Origin of the sequence: Methylomicrobium agile (genome assembly GCF_000733855.1) — a bacterium.
Taxonomy (GTDB): domain Bacteria; phylum Pseudomonadota; class Gammaproteobacteria; order Methylococcales; family Methylomonadaceae; genus Methylomicrobium; species Methylomicrobium agile.
This window is the reverse complement of sequence record NZ_JPOJ01000001.1, coordinates 2,815,781-2,834,297: the sequence shown is the minus strand read 5'-3', so window position 1 is coordinate 2,834,297 and position 18,517 is coordinate 2,815,781. Positions and strand designations below refer to the sequence as shown.

General features: G+C 60.6%; 13 protein-coding genes. 4 read left to right on the top strand and 9 right to left on the bottom strand.

Annotation, left to right across the window (positions count from 1 at the left end):
* The first annotated feature begins 447 nt into the window (after positions 1–447).
* Positions 448–3,024: a chemotaxis protein CheW gene (locus CC94_RS0113450; protein ID WP_031431249.1), complete on the top strand. Its 2,577-nt coding sequence runs from the start codon at positions 448–450 to the stop codon at positions 3,022–3,024.
* Between the two features lie 286 nt (positions 3,025–3,310).
* On the opposite strand, the gene CC94_RS0113445 is transcribed toward CC94_RS0113450, so the two are convergent.
* Complete coding sequence (locus tag CC94_RS0113445) at positions 3,311–7,495, bottom strand: sulfite reductase subunit alpha (RefSeq protein WP_031431248.1); 4,185 nt, start codon at positions 7,493–7,495, stop codon at positions 3,311–3,313.
* A 189-nt stretch (positions 7,496–7,684) separates the two neighbouring features.
* Between CC94_RS0113445 and CC94_RS0113440 the strand changes: the two genes are divergently transcribed.
* The gene (locus CC94_RS0113440) at positions 7,685–8,455 is read left to right on the top strand and encodes a glutamine amidotransferase (protein WP_036303985.1); all 771 of its coding nucleotides are present in this window, start codon (positions 7,685–7,687) and stop codon (positions 8,453–8,455) included.
* 127 nt (positions 8,456–8,582) lie between these two features.
* Here CC94_RS0113440 and CC94_RS0113435 read toward each other — a convergent pair whose 3' ends face one another.
* The 6 genes from CC94_RS0113435 to CC94_RS22405 all read right to left on the bottom strand — a co-directional run bounded on the left by CC94_RS0113435 (position 8,583) and on the right by CC94_RS22405 (position 14,955).
* A complete protein-coding gene (locus CC94_RS0113435; RefSeq protein WP_215731678.1) occupies positions 8,583–9,674 on the bottom strand; it encodes an LLM class flavin-dependent oxidoreductase in 1,092 nt (363 codons plus the stop codon).
* A 191-nt stretch (positions 9,675–9,865) separates the two neighbouring features.
* Entirely contained in the window at positions 9,866–10,915 is a 1,050-nt protein-coding gene (locus CC94_RS0113430; RefSeq protein WP_005370591.1) for an ABC transporter substrate-binding protein, read from the bottom strand.
* A gap of 1 nt (position 10,916) precedes the next feature.
* Positions 10,917–11,681: an ABC transporter ATP-binding protein gene (locus CC94_RS0113425; RefSeq protein WP_005370588.1), complete on the bottom strand. Its 765-nt coding sequence runs from the start codon at positions 11,679–11,681 to the stop codon at positions 10,917–10,919.
* Complete coding sequence (locus CC94_RS0113420; protein WP_157203436.1) at positions 11,672–12,748, bottom strand: FecCD family ABC transporter permease; 1,077 nt, start codon at positions 12,746–12,748, stop codon at positions 11,672–11,674. The genes CC94_RS0113425 and CC94_RS0113420 overlap by 10 nt, the downstream gene beginning before the upstream one ends.
* A 5-nt stretch (positions 12,749–12,753) precedes the next feature.
* Positions 12,754–14,298, bottom strand: a complete 1,545-nt coding sequence (locus tag CC94_RS21590) for a TonB-dependent receptor (protein WP_051040344.1) — start codon at positions 14,296–14,298, stop codon at positions 12,754–12,756.
* A gap of 147 nt (positions 14,299–14,445) precedes the next feature.
* A complete protein-coding gene (locus CC94_RS22405) occupies positions 14,446–14,955 on the bottom strand; it encodes a TonB-dependent receptor plug domain-containing protein (RefSeq protein WP_051911498.1) in 510 nt (169 codons plus the stop codon).
* Between the two features lie 522 nt (positions 14,956–15,477).
* On the opposite strand from CC94_RS22405, the gene CC94_RS21585 reads away from it, so the two are divergent.
* Together CC94_RS21585 and CC94_RS0113405 are read left to right on the top strand one after the other, a co-directional pair.
* On the top strand, positions 15,478–15,723 hold the full coding sequence (locus CC94_RS21585; RefSeq protein ID WP_425357665.1) for a hypothetical protein: 246 nt from the start codon (positions 15,478–15,480) through the stop codon (positions 15,721–15,723).
* A 220-nt stretch (positions 15,724–15,943) separates the two neighbouring features.
* Complete coding sequence (locus CC94_RS0113405) at positions 15,944–16,150, top strand: hypothetical protein (protein ID WP_031431244.1); 207 nt, start codon at positions 15,944–15,946, stop codon at positions 16,148–16,150.
* A gap of 322 nt (positions 16,151–16,472) precedes the next feature.
* Here CC94_RS0113405 and cynS read toward each other — a convergent pair whose 3' ends face one another.
* Positions 16,473–16,919, bottom strand: a complete 447-nt coding sequence (cynS, locus tag CC94_RS0113400) for a cyanase (protein WP_005370586.1) — start codon at positions 16,917–16,919, stop codon at positions 16,473–16,475.
* An 88-nt stretch (positions 16,920–17,007) separates the two neighbouring features.
* On the bottom strand, positions 17,008–18,210 hold the full coding sequence (locus tag CC94_RS0113395; RefSeq protein ID WP_031431242.1) for an NAD-dependent formate dehydrogenase: 1,203 nt from the start codon (positions 18,208–18,210) through the stop codon (positions 17,008–17,010).
* Positions 18,211–18,517 lie beyond the last annotated feature (307 nt).

The window sequence follows — 18,517 nt, the reverse complement described above, 5'->3', positions numbered from 1 at the left end:
GACCTTTGTCCTTCGCCCTGGAAAACCGAGAACACTGAGTGAAATCACCCCGATAGCGGGCGCTGCCGGGAAGGATTTGCCCATTTTCGGCGAGGTGCCACGGATGTCGCACGGTGTCGCTTATAAAAACCACTTATTCAGAGCTTCCTTAAAGCCCTTCTTCCGATAAAGCGACTGGGCTAACGCATTGTTCTTGTCCGCCCAAACCATAATCCTCTTGCCCCCGCCCTGAACAGCAAAGCTAATCGAGGCATCCGGACCACTTTTCCAATCAATCGCACTAACATTGTGCACTGTATATGCACCACATTTGTGCGCATTGCTTAAATTGCTTCATCCCGGTACGGCAGCTCCAGTTTTTCCGACCACATATCGAAGATGGTGCAAAAATTGCTTGAAATCTGGGTATTTTTTCTCATCCCTATTTTAAGCGGAAGGACAAATAAAATGCTGTCAGAGGTTGAGCGTTTCGAAACATTTTCTCCTTATATCCGGAGTGTGGCCCAATGCAAGGAAATCCTCCGGGAACTGAACGGCACCTGGGGGCTGATTTCGTCGATCGCCGAAATCAGCTGTCCCAAAGAAGCCGCCTCCATCCTGCCCGCGATGGAGGCGACCAAGCAGGGTTTCGGCGATCTGGAAAAAAAGCTGACTCATCAGCTGGTTTCCGAGGAAATCAACAAGACCTGCCTCGAACTCAATTCCAAGGCGCAAGTCTCGATCGACATTCTGGTGCGGAACCTGTACGAGCGCACCGCGGACATCGGTTTCCTGGCCACCAATGCCGATATCTGCGATTTCGTGCTGAACGCCGTCAAAAGCGAAGATGCCGACACCGGCTCGATCAACCGCTTGCTGGACGAATACGGTTCGAAATATACCGTTTACGACGACATCATCGTCCTGGATACGCAGGGCCGCATTCTGGCCAGGCTGGACCGCGAAGCGACCCCCGTCGAGCAGGCCGTTTCCGACCCGATCATCCACCGAACGCTGAATTCGACCGAAGACTATGTTGAAACTTTCGGAAAGACCGTCCTGCGTCCCGACACGGACCGCGCGCTGATTTATTCGAAACGCATCGCCGACCCGGCCGACGGCGCCGTGCTCGGCATCTTGTGCCTGTCGTTCCGCTTCGATAACGAGATGGAAGGCATTTTTCGCAGCCTGCAGAAAAAAGGCGACAAGGCGGTCATTTTACTGCTGAACGCCGACGCCAAAGTCATCGCCACCAGCGATTTCGACCATGTGCCGATCGGCCGCCGCCTCGAAGCCGTGCCGGAAGGCCGCGAGTTCGGCATCACCGACTTCGCCGGGCGGGAATACCTGTCGGTGACGCACCGGGGCCGTCCCTACCAGGGTTATGCCGGCCAGGAATGGTACGGGCACGCCATGATTCCGCTGCAATCGGCCTTCGGCGCATCCGCGGCCGACAAGGAAATCAACGCGGAAATCCTCCGCCACGGCGACGCCCTGTCCACCGAACTGTCCAGCCTGATCGCGGGCGCCGCCGAAGGCATCAACCAGTTCCTGCACCGCGTCATCTGGAACGGCCAGATCATGGCCGCCAACGAACATGGCCATCTTCTGTCGCTGAAGGCGATCCTGCGCCAGATCCGTTCGATGGGCGCCCGCACGGCCCAGGCGCTGGCCGATTCGAGCAGCAAGCTGCACATCACGATGATTACCGCCGAACTGCGCAATGCCGAATCCATCGCAAGGCTGATGATCGACATCATGGATAGGAACCTTTACGAACGCAGCAACGACTGCCGCTGGTGGGCCCTGACTTCGGAAATCCGCCGCCTGCTGTCCGAAGGCCGCCTAGGCGACAAAGACAAGCGGAAAATGACCGACATTCTGATTTACATCAACAAACTGTACACGGTCTATACACGCCTTTTCATCTACGACATCAAGGGGGTGATCGTCGCCGAATCCAATCTCCATCACGATCCCGTGGAGGCGGTAGACAGGCCCGTCAATGCCGCCTATGCGCAAGAGACGTTTTATTTGCGCTCGCCGCAGGAATACCGGGTATCGCCGTTCGAAGAGACCTGGCTGTACGGCGACGAACCGACTTATGTGTATAACGCGGCCATCCGCCATTTCGACGATCCGAACAAGGTCGTCGGCGGTATCGGGATCGTTTTCGATTCGGCCCGCGAATTCAGGCAGATGCTGGAAGACTGCCTGCCCGAAAAAGCCGGCGTTTTCGGTTTGTTCGTGGAGCGGCCCGGCGGACGCATTATCGCCTCGACCGGAGCGTCTCCCTACCAAAACGGCGAAACGCTCGAAATCCTCCAGGAGTTTTCCGAACTGCAAACGGGCTCCGGCAAGTCCAGAATCGTGCTTCACGACAAAACCTACTATGCCGTCGGCTGTTACTCGTCGCGCGGCTACCGCGAATTCAAAACCACGGGGGACTACCGAAACGATGTGGCCGCCTTCGTCTTCATCCCCATCGGCGAAGAAAAAGCCGAAGCGGCCGTTACCGATCAGCGCGAAGTCATTACCTACCCGCAAGAGCCGGTCATCGGCGAAACCGTGGATCTGGCGACGTTTTACATCGGGAGCAAGGTCTATGCCTTTCGTGCCGCCGATGTGCTGGAAGCCGTCGAAGCCGCGCGGATCAATCGGCTGCCCGGCGTAGAATCCTATATCGTCGGCAGCATCCTGTATTACGACAACCGGGGGGAGGAAGGCAGCGACAGATTCCCGATCATCGTGGTGGACGGCAAAATTCTGACCGGGACGCCGCCGGTCGATCCGGAAAATCCGGAAAACATCAAAGGCATCATCGTCGTGGTCCGGACCGCAACCGGCGTCATCGGCCTATTGGTCGACGATATCGATGCGATCCCCACCTTTGAAAAGCGGCAAATCCAGCCTGTCGACGAACTATTGCGCGGCGACGGCGGCTACGTAAAGTCGCTGGTCAACCTCTGCGACCACAACGCGTCCGGGCAAATGCTGGTCGTCCTGGATCAAAACCTGATTCTGTCCTCGGTTCGGAAACGGTAGCGGATTGAAATGAAATGTTTGTTGGGTAAACCTGGGCTGTAAGGCGGAACGCGCCAGCGGTTCCGCCATAACCAGCGGTTCCGCCATAAGAAGGGTTTCAGTATCAACGGCCATTGAGCATCGCGACGAAGACGACGCTCCCACGGCGGTGGAAACACAGGGCCGGGCGGATTCGCCGACAGGCAATCCGCCTCCGCTTTGAAGGCTATTGGCGTTTTGCTGCCGCGAAAACACCCTACAGCTCTGGGCGAATCCCATCCCGCATCCGGACTCCTGGCCGCCCGCGTCAATAGACATCCCTCAGATAGCGTTTATCCTGCCCCATCCGTCCGACATAGGCGGCGGCGTGTTCGGCGCTCATCGCGCCGTGCTCCTGCACGATTTGCCTGAGCGCCGCATCCACGTCCTTCGCCATCCGGGCGGCATCGCCGCAGACATAGAAATGCGCGCCGTCTTCCAGCCAGGCCCACAGCTCGGCGCCGTGTTCGAGCATCCGGTGCTGCACGTAGATTTTTTCGGCCTGGTCGCGCGAGAAAGCGGTATCCAGCCGATGCAGATAGCCGTCCTTTTGCATTCCCGTCAGTTCGTCGCGGTAGTAAAAGTCGGTTGCGGCGTGCTGCTCGCCGAAGATCAGCCAGTTTTTGCCTTTCGCGCAGACGGCCCGGCGCTCCTGCAGGAACGCCCGAAACGGCGCGACGCCGGTGCCGGGGCCGACCATGATCATCGGCGTCTCGGAACGTTTGGGCGGACGGAAGTGCGCCGATTTCTGGAGGAAGATCGGCACTTCGGCACCGGCCGCCCGGTCGGCGAGAAAGGTCGAGCACACGCCGCCGCGCGCTTTGCCGCCGGAGGCATAACGCACCGCCGCCACGGTCAGATGCACCTGCAGCGGGTCGACCTTCGGGCTCGAAGCGATCGAATACAAGCGCGGCTGCAGCCTCTTGAGCACGCCCAGCCATTCGCCGGCCGCCGCCCGAATCGGAAATTCATGCAGGACGTCGACGATCTGCCGGCCCCACAACCATTCTTTCAACCGGGCCTTGTTTGCCTCTTTCAGGAGTTCCGCGAGCGCGCCGCTGCCCGAACGTTCGGCGACAAAACGCAACAAGTCCGGCGTAATCCGGGCAATCTCGTAATGGCGGAGCAGCGCCTCGCCAAGCGGCAATGCTTCCCCGTCCACAACGACCGGCTCCGCAGGCGAAAGCTGGAGCGCCGCCAACATCTCGGCGGCCAGGTCGGGACAGTTGACCGGCCAGACGCCCAGCGCATCGCCGGCTTCGTAGGTAAAGCCGCTGCCGGTCAGATCGAAAGCGAACTGCCGCGTTTCCTTCACAGCGCCGGGCGCATTGAGCAAGCGGTTCAATACGAGGCGGCTGCGCAGCGGACGGTTCCGATCGTATGCGGGTACCGCAACCGGAGACAGGGCCGCCTCCTCGTCGTCCTCGCCGGCGCCTGCCGGCACCGGAATCTTCCGAGTGGCTTGCCGGACCGGCGCGGCGGTTCCGGCCAGCGCCTGGGCGACCGCCGCGAGCCAGGCTTCGGCCGGGATCTGGAATTCCGGTTCGCAGTCCGTGCGCGGAGCCAGCCGCTGCGCACCCAGCGCCTCCAGGCGCGCGTCGAGCTTGCGGCCGAAGCCGCAGAACTGGTCGTAATTGGAATCGCCGAACGCCAGCACCGAAAATTGCAATTGTTCCAACCGGGGCGCGTCGCCGGCCTCCAGCATCGACCAGAACGCGCAGCCGTTGTCCGGCGGATCGCCGTCGCCGAAGGTACTCGCCAACAGCAATAGACGCGACACGCCGGTCAGGTCGGCCGCCTTGCAAGCGTCCATGTCGGCAAGCCGAACGTCATACCCTTCGGCGGTGAGCCGCTCGGCACAGCGGCCGGCGAAACCTTCCGCGTTGCCGGTCTGCGAAGCCCATAAAATCGTCAACGGCGGCTTGGCGGGCGCCGGCGTTTCCACGGCGGCCGGCGCCGGCATCGCAGACGGGTCCACGGCGCGCGCGAACAGGCCGGCCAGCACGCCGTCCAACAGCAGCCGCTTGCCGTCGTCGAGCGGCGCGCCGGACGGCAACACCGGAACGCCGGTTGCTTGAGAAGCCGATGCGCCGCAGCGCAAGCCGGTCAAATAGCCTTGTAGATAGCGCTGTTCCTGCGCATCCAATACGATGGCAGGCACGGCGTCGAGGCCGAGAAATTTAGCGAGAGCATCGATCTGTTGCATGTTCGGTTCCGTGTGAAGTGGAGTCGATGCGCCGGCATTGGCGCGGACGGGAACGCCGTTGTTCCCGCTGACGGTCGAATGAGAAAAAGGCGTATCGGCGACGCGCGTCAGGGCCACCGCGCAAAATTTGAATTCGGGCTGCTGCGACAACGGATCGATCGCATCGCTGGTCACCGCGTTGATCGCCAGGTCTTCCCCGAATACGTCGTTCCAATGGAAAGGCGCGAAGCAGTTGCCAGGCCGCACCCGGTCCGTGACCACGGCCGGCAGCACCGCGCGGCCGCGCCGGGAACGGATTTCGACCCGGTCCTTGTCGCGCACGCCGAGCGCGGCGGCGTCTTCGGGATGGATTTCGACGAACGGCCCCGGATTCAGCTTGTTCAGCGTCGGAATTTTGCCGGTCTTGGTCAGGGTATGCCATTGGTGCTGCAAACGGCCGGTATTCAGCACGAACGGAAAATCGCGGTTCGGCAGTTCCGCCGGCGCCATATACGGGCGCGGCAAAAATACGCCCTTGCCGCTTTCGGTCGGAAAGACGAACTTGGGCGTACCGCCGTCCGGGTGCGTTTTGAGCGTCTGGCTGACGCCGTCGTTCAGATAGCGGATCGGATGCCGGTCGGCCGCGTCGTCCGGCGGGCAAGGCCATTGCAGCGGCGTTTCGCGCAAGCGTTCGTAACTGGCGCCGCGGATGTCGTAGCCGGTTTTCGGATTCCAGGCGCGCTTGATTTCCTCGAACACCTCGGCTGCGGAGGCGTAAGCGAAGGCTTCCGCATAGCCCATCTCGCTCGCGACGCGGGCAATGATTTGCCAATCGGGCAGCGCCTCGCCGGGCGGCTCGACGGCCTTTCGCATCAGCGTCATGTTGCGCTCGGAATTGATCATCACGCCTTCGGCCTCGGCCCACAACGCGCCGGGCAGCAGGATGTCCGCATAGCGGTTGGTTTCGGTGTCGAGAAAGGCGTCCTGAGTGATCACCAGCTCGGCCGCGCGCAGGCCGGCAATCACGTTGTCGCGGTTCGGCACCGTGGCGACCGGATTCGTGCAGATGATCCAGCACGCCTTGATGCGGCCTTCCCGCATCGCCTCGAACATCGCCACGGTGCCGTCACCCGGATCACTGCGCAGCGTGCCGGAAGGGATACCCCACAAGCCTTCGACGAACACACGGTCCTTTTCGACCAGCGCCGAACGCTGGCCCGGCAGGCCCGGCCCCATGTAGCCCATCTCGCGCCCACCCATCGCATTGGGTTGCCCGGTCAGCGAAAACGGCCCGCTGCCGGGCCGGCAGATCGCCCCGGTCGCCAGATGCAGGTTGCAGATCGCGTTGGTGTGCCAGGTGCCGTGCGTGCTTTGATTGAGTCCCATCGTCCAGCAGCTCATCCATTCGCCCGCGGCGCCGATCCATTCGGCGGCCTTGCGGATGTCGGCTTCATCCAGGCCGGTAATCTCCGCGACCTTCGCGGGCGGATAGTCTTCCAGAAAAGCCGGCATCGCCTCCCAGCCTTCGGTAAAGCGGGCGATGAAATCCGCGTCGGCCCGGCCGTTTTTGACGAGCAGATGCAACAAGCCGTTCAGCAGCGCCAGGTCGGTGCCGGGTTTGATCTGCAAGAACAAGCCGGCCTTGTCGGCGGTCGCGTTGCGGCGCGGATCGACCACAATCAGTTTGGCGCCGGCCTTGACCCGGTCCATCAGCCTGAGGAACAGGATCGGATGACAGTCGGCCATGTTCGCGCCGATCACGAAGAACAGGTCGGCGCGGTCGAAATCCTGGTAGGAGCCCGGCGGCCCGTCCGCGCCCAGCGACAGTTTGTAGCCGCTGCCGGCGCTGGCCATGCACAGACGCGAGTTCGATTCGATATTGTTGGTGCCGACGAAACCCTTGGCCAGCTTGTTGGCGAGGTATTGCGCTTCCAGCGACATCTGGCCGGACACGTAGAACGACAGCGCGTCCGGCCCGTGCGCGTCGAGGATCGCGCGCAGGCGGCGCGCGGTTTCGCGAATCGCGTGATCGACCGCGACGCGGGCCGGTTCCTGCCGGCGTTCGTCGCGCAGGTAGGCATGCTCCAGACGGCCAGATTCTGCGATGGCCTGAATACAGGTATTGCCTTTGGTGCAAAGCCGGCCGAAATTGCTCGGATGCCGCTTGTCGCCGGCCACTTTGACCACTTTGCCGTCCCGGACGTCCATCACGATACCACAGCCTACGCCGCAATAAGGGCAAACGCTTTTGATCTGGCTTGTCGTCATAAAAAGGGGCGTTCCGCTGTGGATTACGTTATACTTTGAAATATATCGAAGATTATCAAGCAATAATCGAGCCATAATAAAATGCTTATAAATCAGCCAATTACGTGCAGGACGTTGCGATTCGCGCACCAAAATAACTCGATGGCCTTACGATACGCTCTCAAATGGCGCACAGCGGAGTAAAAACATATGACACGAACCGTCTTGGCGATTAGCCATATCGCCTGTGAAGATCTGGGGACGCTGGAAACGGCGCTGCGGCGTTTCGGCTTTACGATCGAGACGGTCGACGCCGCGGTCGCCGACCTGAAAGGCATCGATCCCTTGCGGCCCGATCTGCTGGTGATCCTGGGCGGCCCGATCAGCGTTTACGAAGCCGACGCCTATCCTTTCATCGATGATGAAATCGCCTTGATACGCGCGCGGCTTGCCGCCCAACGGCCGACGCTCGGCATCTGCCTGGGCGCACAACTGATCGCGAAAGCGCTGGGCGCCGACGTCTATCCGGGAACGCAAGGCAAGGAAATCGGCTGGGCGCCGCTGTTGCCCGGCAAGGAGGCGGCGCAGTATCCGGCGTTGGCCGAAATGGCCGCCGCGCGCTTGCCGGTCTTGCACTGGCATGGGGACACCTTCGATTTGCCGCCGGGCTGCCGCCATCTCGCCGCGACCGCGGCCTATCCGAATCAAGCCTTCGCGGTCGGCCGCCATGCCCTCGCCTTACAGTTTCATTTGGAGGTCACTGCGGCAGGTATGGAACGCTGGTTCGTGGCGCATGCCTGCGAACTCGGCCAGCAACGGATCGGCATACCGCAATTACGGGCGCAAAGCTTGCGCCATGCGCCTGCGCTCGCGGCGGCAGCCGCACGTTTTTGGAACCACTGGCTAAGCGAGGCGTTCGGCGAGGCCGGCGAGAAAACGGCCATGACGGATCCGGAACCCGGCGTCGGCGGCTGCTTTTAGTTCGAAAATCAAGGCGGCATGCTGACCGGGTGCGGACGCATCGAATGGCCGGAATACGTCCGCGACGCCGGTTCGATCAGCGAATGAACCTGTCTGGATGATCAGATACTATCGGAATCGGCAGCCGTTATATCCGGCGACCGCTCCCGGCCGCGTCAACGGTTTCGGGCGGCCGGCCGCACAACGAAGGCATGACCTCTTCCGCAAACAGATTCAGCGAACGTTGGAGGCCGGCCGGCGGCAGACAGCCGAAAAAGGCCGGCAGCAGGTTGAAATGGCGAATGCCGAGACTCTCCCGCAACTCCCCGATGCGCTCGCGGCAGGTGGCGGGCGAGCCGACCACCACCATATGTTTGATGAAAAGCCTGGGTTCGAGATTGGCCATGTCGATCACTCCCTTTGCCCGCTGCGATTGGCCTACATTCCGTAATTTCGCCAGCAGCTCCGGCAATACCGGCAACAGCTCGCGTTCGGCGGCCGCGTCCGATTCGGCGACATAGGTGAAACGTCCGAACGGCACCGTGGCCGGGTCTCCGCCGGCTTCGACGAACCAGCGCAGATTGTCGCGCGCATGGGCAGCCGACTGGATGCCGTGAATGATCAGGCGATGGCCGGCGGCACCCGCCCAGCGCGCCAAATCCTCGCTGTAGGTGCCGATATAGATCGGGGGATGCGGTTTCTGCACGGGCTTGGGCTGTACGTCGATCGCCGCCCCGTCCATCTGCAAAGGCCGATCGGCCCAGCAGTCCAGCACCTGTTGCAGCGCACGGGGAAATTGTTCCCTGGCCGCCGGATTGTCGACGCCGAACGCCTGGAGATAACGTTCGCTGCCGCCGCGGGAAACGCCGAAGTCTACTCGCCCACGCGACAAACAGTCCAGGCTGGCCAGTTCTTCGGCGAGCCTGATCGGCTGGTGCAGCGGCAACAGCAGCAGCGAGAATCCCAGTCGGATGGTGCGCGTACGCGCAGCCATCGCCGCGGCCACGACCAGGGGAGACAGGACGTGGCGGCCGCCTCGCTTCTGCCGCGTTTGAAAATGTTCTTCGTTGAGCCACAGGGAATGAAAACCCTGGCGCTCGGCCCGTTTGGCCAACGCGGGCCATTGCGCCGGAGCGCTCGATTCAAAGCCTGCGGCGGAGCCGGAAAGACCGAACACCATCCCTTGCCGGTCGATAGGTTGTTGGTTTTGTGTGTGTTTGTGGGTGGATATTTTTGTCATTGCGGACTCCCTGGGTTGGATCGACAAGTGCTAAGGATTTGGCTCCAAATAATTTCCCGACCAAAGACCTGCCAGGTTTTAAAAACCTGGCAGGTCTACCGGCATACCAGGAAGTTAATATCGGCCAGTCGCGGCTTAGCCGCGATGGGCACCTCAATGCGGCTAAAGCCGCTCCTACACACGAGGAGCTTTTATTTGTGCCGAACACTATTAGCTGCCGGGCCGCCGGCGAGAATCTCCCCGATCTGCTCCGGGGAAAGCTCGACGCCGAAAATATCCCGATAAAAGCGTGCCGTCTCCGCCGCGAGATCGATATCGTCGAACAGCGACGGATGGAATTGGCTGGCGGCCCAAAGCACCGTGAGCGGCTGTTCCGCGGTACGATTCGCCCAGGTGTGCGCGGCGCACGGCGCGACCAGCAGATGCCGGTTGCGTACGGCCGAAAGACCGGCGAAGCGAGGCTCGCGCACCAGCATTTCCGCATCCTCGCGGCTGACGACGATCAGAAAGTCCGGATCCCAGGCCAGCAGTTGCTCCATCGTGAAGCTGCGCGCTTCAATGCTGCGACCGTCGTCCGTGACGCTTTCGCCGCCGGCGGCGCGAATCCACCATTCGACCACCAGGTGCGGCTGGGTCAGTGTCGCCGGATTGAAATACAGCACGCGCGGCCGCACCGGCTTGCTCCGTTGCAGCCGCGCGGCGACAGTGGCCAGTATATGATCGAAGCGCTCGACGTAACGGTCGGCGGCGTCCGGACGGGCATACAGTTGCCCCAGCAAACGCACTGCGGCTTTCACTTGTTCCGGCCGGGTCCAGGCGAGATAAAGGGCCGGGAGGCCGGCGCGGCGCATTCTTTCCGCACCGGCTCTGTCCATTGTCAGCACCGCGTCGGGGGCCGTTTGCAGCAGGGCTTCGAGGTCCGGGGTATTGTCGGGGTTTTGCAGGGAGGGAAGTTTCGCGATTTGCGGCGCAAAGACCGTCTGGTAACCCCAACGCGAATGCTTCGCGAATGCCGGCAAGCCATTGGCGATGCTGCGTCCTTCGCCTACCGCAAAGATCAAGCTATTGAGCACCGGCACCGCGCCCACCGTCACGACCCGCTCGACAGGCTGCGGGACCGTTACCGGCGCGGACGCCATGTCGAGCAGCACTCGCTGAGCCGGCGCGGATAACGCTGCCGGCGCCCAGAGCAGGAGCGAAAGGTAAACGAAACGGAAGCTGCCCATCAAAACGTTCTTCATTTCAAATCCTCGGCACGCAGGCTGCGGGCACGCCGTGCATCGCGACGATGTCGATCGGGGTGCGGTAAAGATCGGACAACATGTCGGCGCTCAACACCTCGCCCGCCGTGCCGAATTTCGCGATGCGGCCGTCCCGAAGGACAGCCACGCGGGCCCCCAGCAGCAACGCATGTTCGGGTTGATGCGAGGTGAACAGGACGGACAGCCCGTCGGCGGCCAGGCTGCGGATGGTCCGGAGCACGCGGACCTGATTGCCGAGGTCGAGGCTGGCGGTCGGCTCGTCCATCAGAAAGATGCCGGGTTCCTGGACCAGCGCCCTCGCAATCAGCGCCAACTGGCGTTCGCCGCCGCTGACCTGGTTGAAGCTGCGCCTGGCAAGGTGTTCGATGCCGACTCTGGACAATGCCCTGCATGCCATGTCATGGTCTCGCCGGGAAGGTGACGCCAAGGGCCGCAAATGGGGCGTGCGCCCCATCAGCACCGTATCCAGGAGCGACAGCGCGCTTTCTCCGCCGGCCTGCGGCACGTAAGCCATTTTTCGCGCCCGTTGCCGTGCCGTCGCCGAGGTCTTGCCGTCGATACTGATGGTGCCGCGTTCGGCACGGACCGCGCCGATCAGACAGCGCAGCAAGGTAGTTTTTCCGGTGCCGTTCGGACCGAGCAGACAGAGCATTTCGCCTTTGGCCAAGGTCAGGTCGATCGCGTCCAGCACGGGAGGATGCGACAAAGCGTATCGGTAGACCAGACCTTCCACTTTCAAGACCATTGCCGCCTCGCCCGCATCAACACGGCAACGAACATGGGCGCTCCCAATACGGCGGTCGCAATGCCGAGCGGCAGCTCCGTGGCGAAAGCGCTACGGCAGAAATCGTCCACCAGCAGCAGATAACCGGCGCCGAGCAAGGCCGAGGCCGGCAGCAACCGCATGTAGGCCGGCCCCACCAGGAGACGGGAAAGGTGCGGCACGAGCAGTCCTACCCAGCCGACGGTGCCGGCGATGCTAATGGCAGCGGCCGTCGTCAGCGTCGCCGCCGCAATCAACACCAGCCGCAAGGGCTCCACCTCGATGCCCAGCGCTTTCGCTTCGTCGTCCCCGGCTTCCAGCACCTGCGTCGGCCAGCGCAGCAGAAAGAGCACGGCAATGCCCGCCAACGCAAACGGCGACGCATACGTCAGATCGGATAAAGACACCTGCCCTAGCCCGCCCAGCAGCCAGAAGACAATCGCGGGCAGCGTATCGAGCGGATCGGCGATATACTTCAAGGCCGAAGTCAGCGCCTGAAAGAGCGCCGAGATGACAAGGCCCGAAAGCACTAGCACCAGGACGGAGCCGCGGCCAAGCCGTCCGGCGATGAACACCGCCGTGCCGACGGCGAGGATGCCGCCGGCGAAGGCGGCGCCTTGCACCATCAATCCTCCGGCGGACCGCAGCATCGCCAGCGCCGCGCCGAAACCGGCGCCGGCGGAAACCCCCAGAAGCGCCGGCGAGGCCAAGGGATTTCGGAACAACGTTTGAAAAGCGGCGCCTGCCGAAGACAGGCTTGCGCCCACCAGCATGGCGGCCAGCACCCGCGGCAGACGGACGGCCAGGACGACATTATCGACCGCCGCGCCCTGCACCGAATCCCGCCCGGTCAGCGCGGCCCCGAGGACATCGAGGATGGCGGCCGACGGCAAGGGATAGTGCCCCATGCCCATCGAAAAAACCGCCATGATCAATACGCCGAGCGCCATCGCCGCGATTGGCCAGGATCGATCGCGGCGATCGCTCGGCGGCGCAATATCCTCATGTGCTTTCCGCTTTTCGGATGCGCCTGTATTAGGAGCGGACATTCCCTTCAGAACCTTCCGCTCAAGGTAAAGGCCAGCGTTCTGGGCGCGCCGACGTAGTAGGCCGTGGCGCTGTTCAAATTGAAATCGTTCGCCGAGATCTGCGAGACATAACGGCGGTTGAACACGTTTTGCAGGCTCATCGAAAGCTCGATGCTGCGCCAGATACGGTAGCCGGCGTTTAAATCGAAGACCGTGTAGCCCTTGACGTCTTCGGTTTGCGCCGAATCGCCGTAACGCTTCCCGACATTGCGCACGATAGGCGAAATCATCAAATCGCGCCAACGGTAGATGAGCCCGCCTTTAAACATCGTATGAGCCGTGTTGGGAATCTGTTTGCCTTTGGTGCCCAGATATTTTCCTCCGGCTAGGGTCGGGGTATTTTCATCATAGGTTTCCGACGCCACCGTGCCAGAGCCGAAAAAGGCCAGGGATTCGTTCAGCTGGTATCCGGCCTCAAACTCGATCCCGTATTGCGTGGTCTTGGCCGTCCCCTGGTAATAGGAGAGTCCGCCCAAGGACGGATCGGTGACCAGGACCTGCCGATTTTGGTTTTTCGCGCCGAACAGCGTCGTCACGACATTGAACCCGCCGTGCTTGTAGCTGGCGCTCAAATCGATCTGATCGGATAATTCCGGCTTCACCCGGTCGACGAGGTTTTGAAGGGTGATGCCTCGGGCAACAAAGGCCGCTTCTTTGCTGATGTAATTGCTCGCTTGAGGCCCCCAGTCGGGACGGCCGAACCGGCGGCCATAGGAAATGCCGGCGCCCCACTCCGCGTTAAATTGCTGGCGAATACCGAAGTTGGGCAAAAACTCGCCATAATTCTTTTCGACTATGGCGGCGTTAGTATCGGGCGCTGGATTGTAGGCCCAGATCTGATCGTAGGACACGTCCGGCAACCCTGTGGTCTTGTAATACCGCATTTTAGACACACCGAGGTCCATATAGCGCAAACCGCCGCTCACGACGGTTTGGCCAAGGGTTTCGGTCAGTTGGAAATAAGGGCTGTTGACGATGAATGGGTCGATTTTGGCCAGTGTGGACCGCCTGACGAAACTCAGGCTGCCGTCGGCATTTACCCTGTTCAGCGTCTGGTCGGTCGGCGGCGGAGGCGGCGCCATCGATTGCGCCCAGTAGCCGACCACCAGATCCGTATGGGGTCCGAAACGGCCCTGGTATTCCAGCACGCCGCCCAGGTTGTCGTTCTGCTGACGCCAGTTCTGCACATTGGCACCGCTGGCCGAATAGGTGGTGCCGTCGCTGTTCCAATAGTAAGGTTTCAGCAGGAGATGGTGGCCTTCCGCCAGTTTGAAATCGATCTTGGCCAGGGCCGCATAATTCTCGTATTCCGAGCGGTTGGCGTCGTAATAATTGGCGTCCGTCGAGGATTTGCCCGTTAACGTCGTGTTATAGTCGTTGTAGTAATTGGCGCGAAGATTTTGTACCTGGCCATAGGTCAATGGACGGTAGGTATGGCCCGAGAATTTGTTATAGACCACGTCGAGATCCAGTTTGACCCGGTCGCCGAAGGGCTGGCTGATGCCCAGCATCACGTTGTCGCGCGATATGTCCCCCGCACCTTTCCATTTGTCCGTCGCGGAGGTCGACCCCGAGATGAAAGCGCGGGTGCCCGTGGCGGACAGCTTGCCCGTGTCGATACGGGCAAACGACCGGCGAAAGCCGAACGAACCGACCGCCTATTTGCCGATCACGCCGAAGTCGTCCCGAGGCCCAAACAATAGTTGGTCGACCGCGCCGGTGGCATTGGATATGCCAAGCCCCTGATTGGCGGGCATGCCGCCGCGGTACACGTCGACCTGGCCGACGTTTTCGAGATCGATCAGATCGGTGCCGCCGACAATGCCGGTCACCGGCAGTCCTTCGATATTGCGGGTCACATGAAAATCGCTTTTGCCGCGGATATTGATGTTGCGCGTCGGGGTCAGTCCGTAGGGATCGGGGCTCTCGTAGTTGAACGACGGCACCAGATTCAGTGGGGCGTAGAGGCTGGTCTGCGCCGGGCCGCCCAGCAGATCGAGCCCTTCCCGTGTGACGCTGCTCTTGGGCGTCGGCTGCGGCTCGGACACCATCACTTCCATATTGCGCGCCGAAGAGTTCACCGTGACCTCGTTCAAAACAATATCGTCCTCGGCCCGGGTCATCTGAGGCAACAGCATTGAGGCCAATAATAAAACAGGGATACGCATGATTTTTCCGTTGTGTTCTGACCGGCGCGCATGAATCCGGCAAGGAGACTCCCGTTTAAAATGATCGGGTGCCCCACGCTGTTCGCCAGTGCAGTGTTTGAAATTGTGTCAAAGAAAGCTTCAACCCACTCCAAGCGGAATCGAAGCGAGTATACTTCAAAAAATATATCCGGCATGGTATAGCAATAATCGGGCCACAATGAAAATCTCGCGGAACCCATGCGGGAAGCGCGTCGAGCACTACACTCAACGCACCAGAATAACTCGATGAGTTGACGATACGCCCTTAAATGGCACATAACAATATAAAAAACATGGCACGAACTGCCGGTCCGCCAATGCATCCCGCATGGCACGGCAAAAAGACGTTGCGATTCTCGAAAATAGCGCTTGAAATTCCATTTTTCTCTGCTTATCATCCGCGCGAATTTCGATAAAGTAAGAAGTCCATACGGTCATCCGCACTGTGCTTGAGGGCCGAGGCATGGGCTCAGTTCTGAATGTTCGAGGACTTGCCGAATCATGAGCCGTAGTCGCCGCAAAACTCCCATCGTCGGCCACACGACCTGCCGTAGCGAACGCAAGGACAAGAAGCGCTGGCATCGGCGCTGGCGAACCCGCGAGCGCATCGCATTGGCCAGCGCATCGCCGGAAGCGTTGAACGCCCATCTGCCCTTGCTGGAAAATCAGGTCGGCAATGTGTGGTCAATGGGTAAGGATGGCCGCTTCTACTGGCCCATTACACCATTACACACCAAGCGGCGATAGCCGAACGCATCGCCAACCGCCAGGGACACAGCCCTCAAGAACGCACATCCCTGAAAAAGCGCCTGCTGCACAAGTGGATGGGCAAATGAGCGTTGGGGGAACGGCCTTAACCACGGCAGACATCCCAATCGCGGCTGAAGCCGCTTCTCCTCGCAATGGGCTTTCGACACACCGGGACGTTATTTTTAGCGAAATCCTTAACGCAACAAAGCAATCATTTATGGCATACCCGTATGCCGACCGATTGAAGGGCCACCGCCTGCAGGTCGATTTTTGCCTGGAAATGGGCGAAGGGCCGGTGCTGCGCGAGGTGCGCGACCGCATTGACCGATTGGAATTGAGGGCTGTGGAACAGGCCAAGCTGTCCGAGATTGATGCCGGCGCGATTGAGTACGCGCTGACGCTGGAGGGCATCGACCCACAATGACTGACCGACGATGACAACCAGCCGCTAACGCGCTGGTGGTGGCGCCTGGGCAAGCTTCGCAATAAAACCTATCCGCCCGAGCGGCTGCCGGCGCATTTACAGATTGTCTATCGCACTGCCCGGTAAGTCAGGCATTCTTGCTTTTTGTGCCCCATATGCCCAATGATTGAATGCGCTTATGGTTTCGAATCATCGCAACATTCCGAAGCATGATCGCCGCTTCGGTCCATTCGCCGGGAGCCGTAGCGACAGGGTCCTTGACATAAAACGAGAGCAGACGCGATTACTCTCCGATAATCGCGTCTGTCCCCTTTCACGCACGTCAATAAGTCTTGTAGGGCAGGAATTTTCCGGACAGGGTAATGTTGACCCGGTCGCCGTTTGGGTCCGGCTCGCGGCGCAGATCCATTCTGAAATCGATCGCGCTCATGATGCCGTCGCCAAATTCTTCGTGAATCAACTCTTTCAGCGTGGGTCCGTAGACGCTGACCAATTCGTAAAAACGGTAGATCAGCGGATCGCCCGGTTTGGCGTCGGCCGACGCGCCCTTGTAAGGCACGACGGTCAGCCATCGCCGCTCTTCTTCGCTCAACCCGAAAATTTCACCGACAATCGCGGCTTGCGCCGGCGTCAGCGTCATCTGGCCGAGGCAGGCGGCCGTCACCCACTCCTTGCTCAGGCCGACTTTGGCCGCCACATCGGACCACTTCAAGCCGCGGCCGACCTTAGTGGCGATGATTTTTTCGGTTACCTCGATTCTGCTCGTCATCTCTGCTCCAAACTGTCACCCTGCGGATTAGTGTCCGCGAAAACGGGAGAACGCCTTTCGGCGTTCCCCGCCGTAGGATCCAAACCGCTCAGTCTTTCTTGTATTTGGCGGCTTCTTCGGAACCGCCGGTGGCGTTACCTTTGCTGTAGGAATGCGCGCCGACGCCGGCCAACTGGCCGCCTTGAACGATCAGGTATTCATCGCGAATCGGCCGACCTTCGAAGTAACACTCCAGAATTTCCCGGGTGCCGGCAGCGTAACGGGTCTGCGCCGACAAACTGGTGCCCGAGATATGCGGAGTCATGCCGTGATGTGGCATGGTACGCCAAGGGTGATCTTGCGGAGCGGGTTGAGGAAACCAAACATCGCCGGCATAGCCTGCCAATTGGCCGCTTTCCAGCGCATTGACGATCGCGTCGCGGTCGCACAGCTTGCCACGCGCGGTGTTGATCAGATAGGCGCCGCGTTTGAAATTTTTCAGCGTCTGCTCGTTGATCATGTGTTCGGTCTCGGGATGCAGCGGACAGTTCAGCGTCACTACATCGCACACTTTGGTCAGGCTTTCCAGGCTAGAATGATAGGTCAGGTTAAGTTCCTTTTCGACCGCTTCCGGCAGGCGATGGCGATCCAGATAATGCAGCTTCACGTCGAAAGGTTTCAGCAGGCGCAGCACGCGCAAGCCGATGCGGCCCGCGGCCACGGTGCCGACGTTCATCGCTTCCAGATCGTAAGAGCGCGCCACGCAGTCGGCGATATTCCAGCCACCTTTGATCACCCAGTTGTAAGAAGGGATGTAATTGCGAACCAAGGCCAGCGTCATCATCATCACGTGTTCGGCGACGCTGTGGCTATTGCAGTAGGTGACTTCGGCCACGGTAATGCCGTGCTCTATCGCCGCCTGCAGGTCGGTATGGTCAGAGCCGATGCCAGCGGTCACGATCATTTTCAGATTCTTTGCCTTGGCGATGCGTTCGGCGGTCATGTAGGCCGGCCAGAACGGCTGGGAAATCACGATTTCGGCATCGTGCAGTTCGCGGTCCAGCACGCTGTCGGCACCATCCTTGCTGGAGGTCACCACCAGAGTATGACCATTTGATTCCAGGTATTTGCGCAATCCCAGTTCTCCCGACACGCTACCCAACAGCGCGCCGGGTTTGAAGTCAATCGCGTGAGGAGTAGGGAGCGTCTGCCCGTCCGGATAACGCTCGGGCTGCGGCAAGTCGTCGCGCGCGTAAGAAGTAGGATAGCCATCGACGGGATCGTCATAAAGTACGCAAATAATTTTAGCCATTTGATGTTTACCTCAATGTTGATTGGATAACGGGGGCACATCCCTCGAAGGTATGCCTTTCTTTATCCCGGCCGGCCGGGTACGCCTATTGTTCACTTTAGACGTGGCGGGCGTCCAATCGTTTCGGCCTATGCTTTAATAACTTACGGTTATCGGCAGTAAAACCGGGGCCTGCGCGGGCGGCCGGGGACACGGGAAAACGGCGGACGGAATCGGCAAATACCTTGCCGGATGGCGGAAAACGGGCGTATCGCTCAAGCGCCCGGAACGTTTTCGGGTAATGTGCAGGAACAAATTCATTCCTCTT

What these genes read in the sequence shown, in the direction of transcription:
- CC94_RS0113450 (WP_031431249.1), top strand. Translation starts at nt 448, where the DNA reads ATGCTGTCAGAGGTTGAGCGTTTCGAAACATTTTCTCCTTATATCCGG.
- CC94_RS0113445 (WP_031431248.1), bottom strand. Translation starts at nt 7,495, where the DNA reads ATGACGACAAGCCAGATCAAAAGCGTTTGCCCTTATTGCGGCGTAGGC.
- CC94_RS0113440 (WP_036303985.1), top strand. Translation starts at nt 7,685, where the DNA reads ATGACACGAACCGTCTTGGCGATTAGCCATATCGCCTGTGAAGATCTG.
- CC94_RS0113435 (WP_215731678.1), bottom strand. Translation starts at nt 9,674, where the DNA reads ATGACAAAAATATCCACCCACAAACACACACAAAACCAACAACCTATC.
- CC94_RS0113430 (WP_005370591.1), bottom strand. Translation starts at nt 10,915, where the DNA reads ATGAAGAACGTTTTGATGGGCAGCTTCCGTTTCGTTTACCTTTCGCTC.
- CC94_RS0113425 (WP_005370588.1), bottom strand. Translation starts at nt 11,681, where the DNA reads ATGGTCTTGAAAGTGGAAGGTCTGGTCTACCGATACGCTTTGTCGCAT.
- CC94_RS0113420 (WP_157203436.1), bottom strand. Translation starts at nt 12,748, where the DNA reads ATGTCCGCTCCTAATACAGGCGCATCCGAAAAGCGGAAAGCACATGAG.
- CC94_RS21590 (WP_051040344.1), bottom strand. Translation starts at nt 14,298, where the DNA reads ATGCTGGGCATCAGCCAGCCCTTCGGCGACCGGGTCAAACTGGATCTC.
- CC94_RS22405 (WP_051911498.1), bottom strand. Translation starts at nt 14,955, where the DNA reads ATGCGTATCCCTGTTTTATTATTGGCCTCAATGCTGTTGCCTCAGATG.
- CC94_RS21585 (WP_425357665.1), top strand. Translation starts at nt 15,478, where the DNA reads ATGAGCCGTAGTCGCCGCAAAACTCCCATCGTCGGCCACACGACCTGC.
- CC94_RS0113405 (WP_031431244.1), top strand. Translation starts at nt 15,944, where the DNA reads ATGGCATACCCGTATGCCGACCGATTGAAGGGCCACCGCCTGCAGGTC.
- cynS (WP_005370586.1), bottom strand. Translation starts at nt 16,919, where the DNA reads ATGACGAGCAGAATCGAGGTAACCGAAAAAATCATCGCCACTAAGGTC.
- CC94_RS0113395 (WP_031431242.1), bottom strand. Translation starts at nt 18,210, where the DNA reads ATGGCTAAAATTATTTGCGTACTTTATGACGATCCCGTCGATGGCTAT.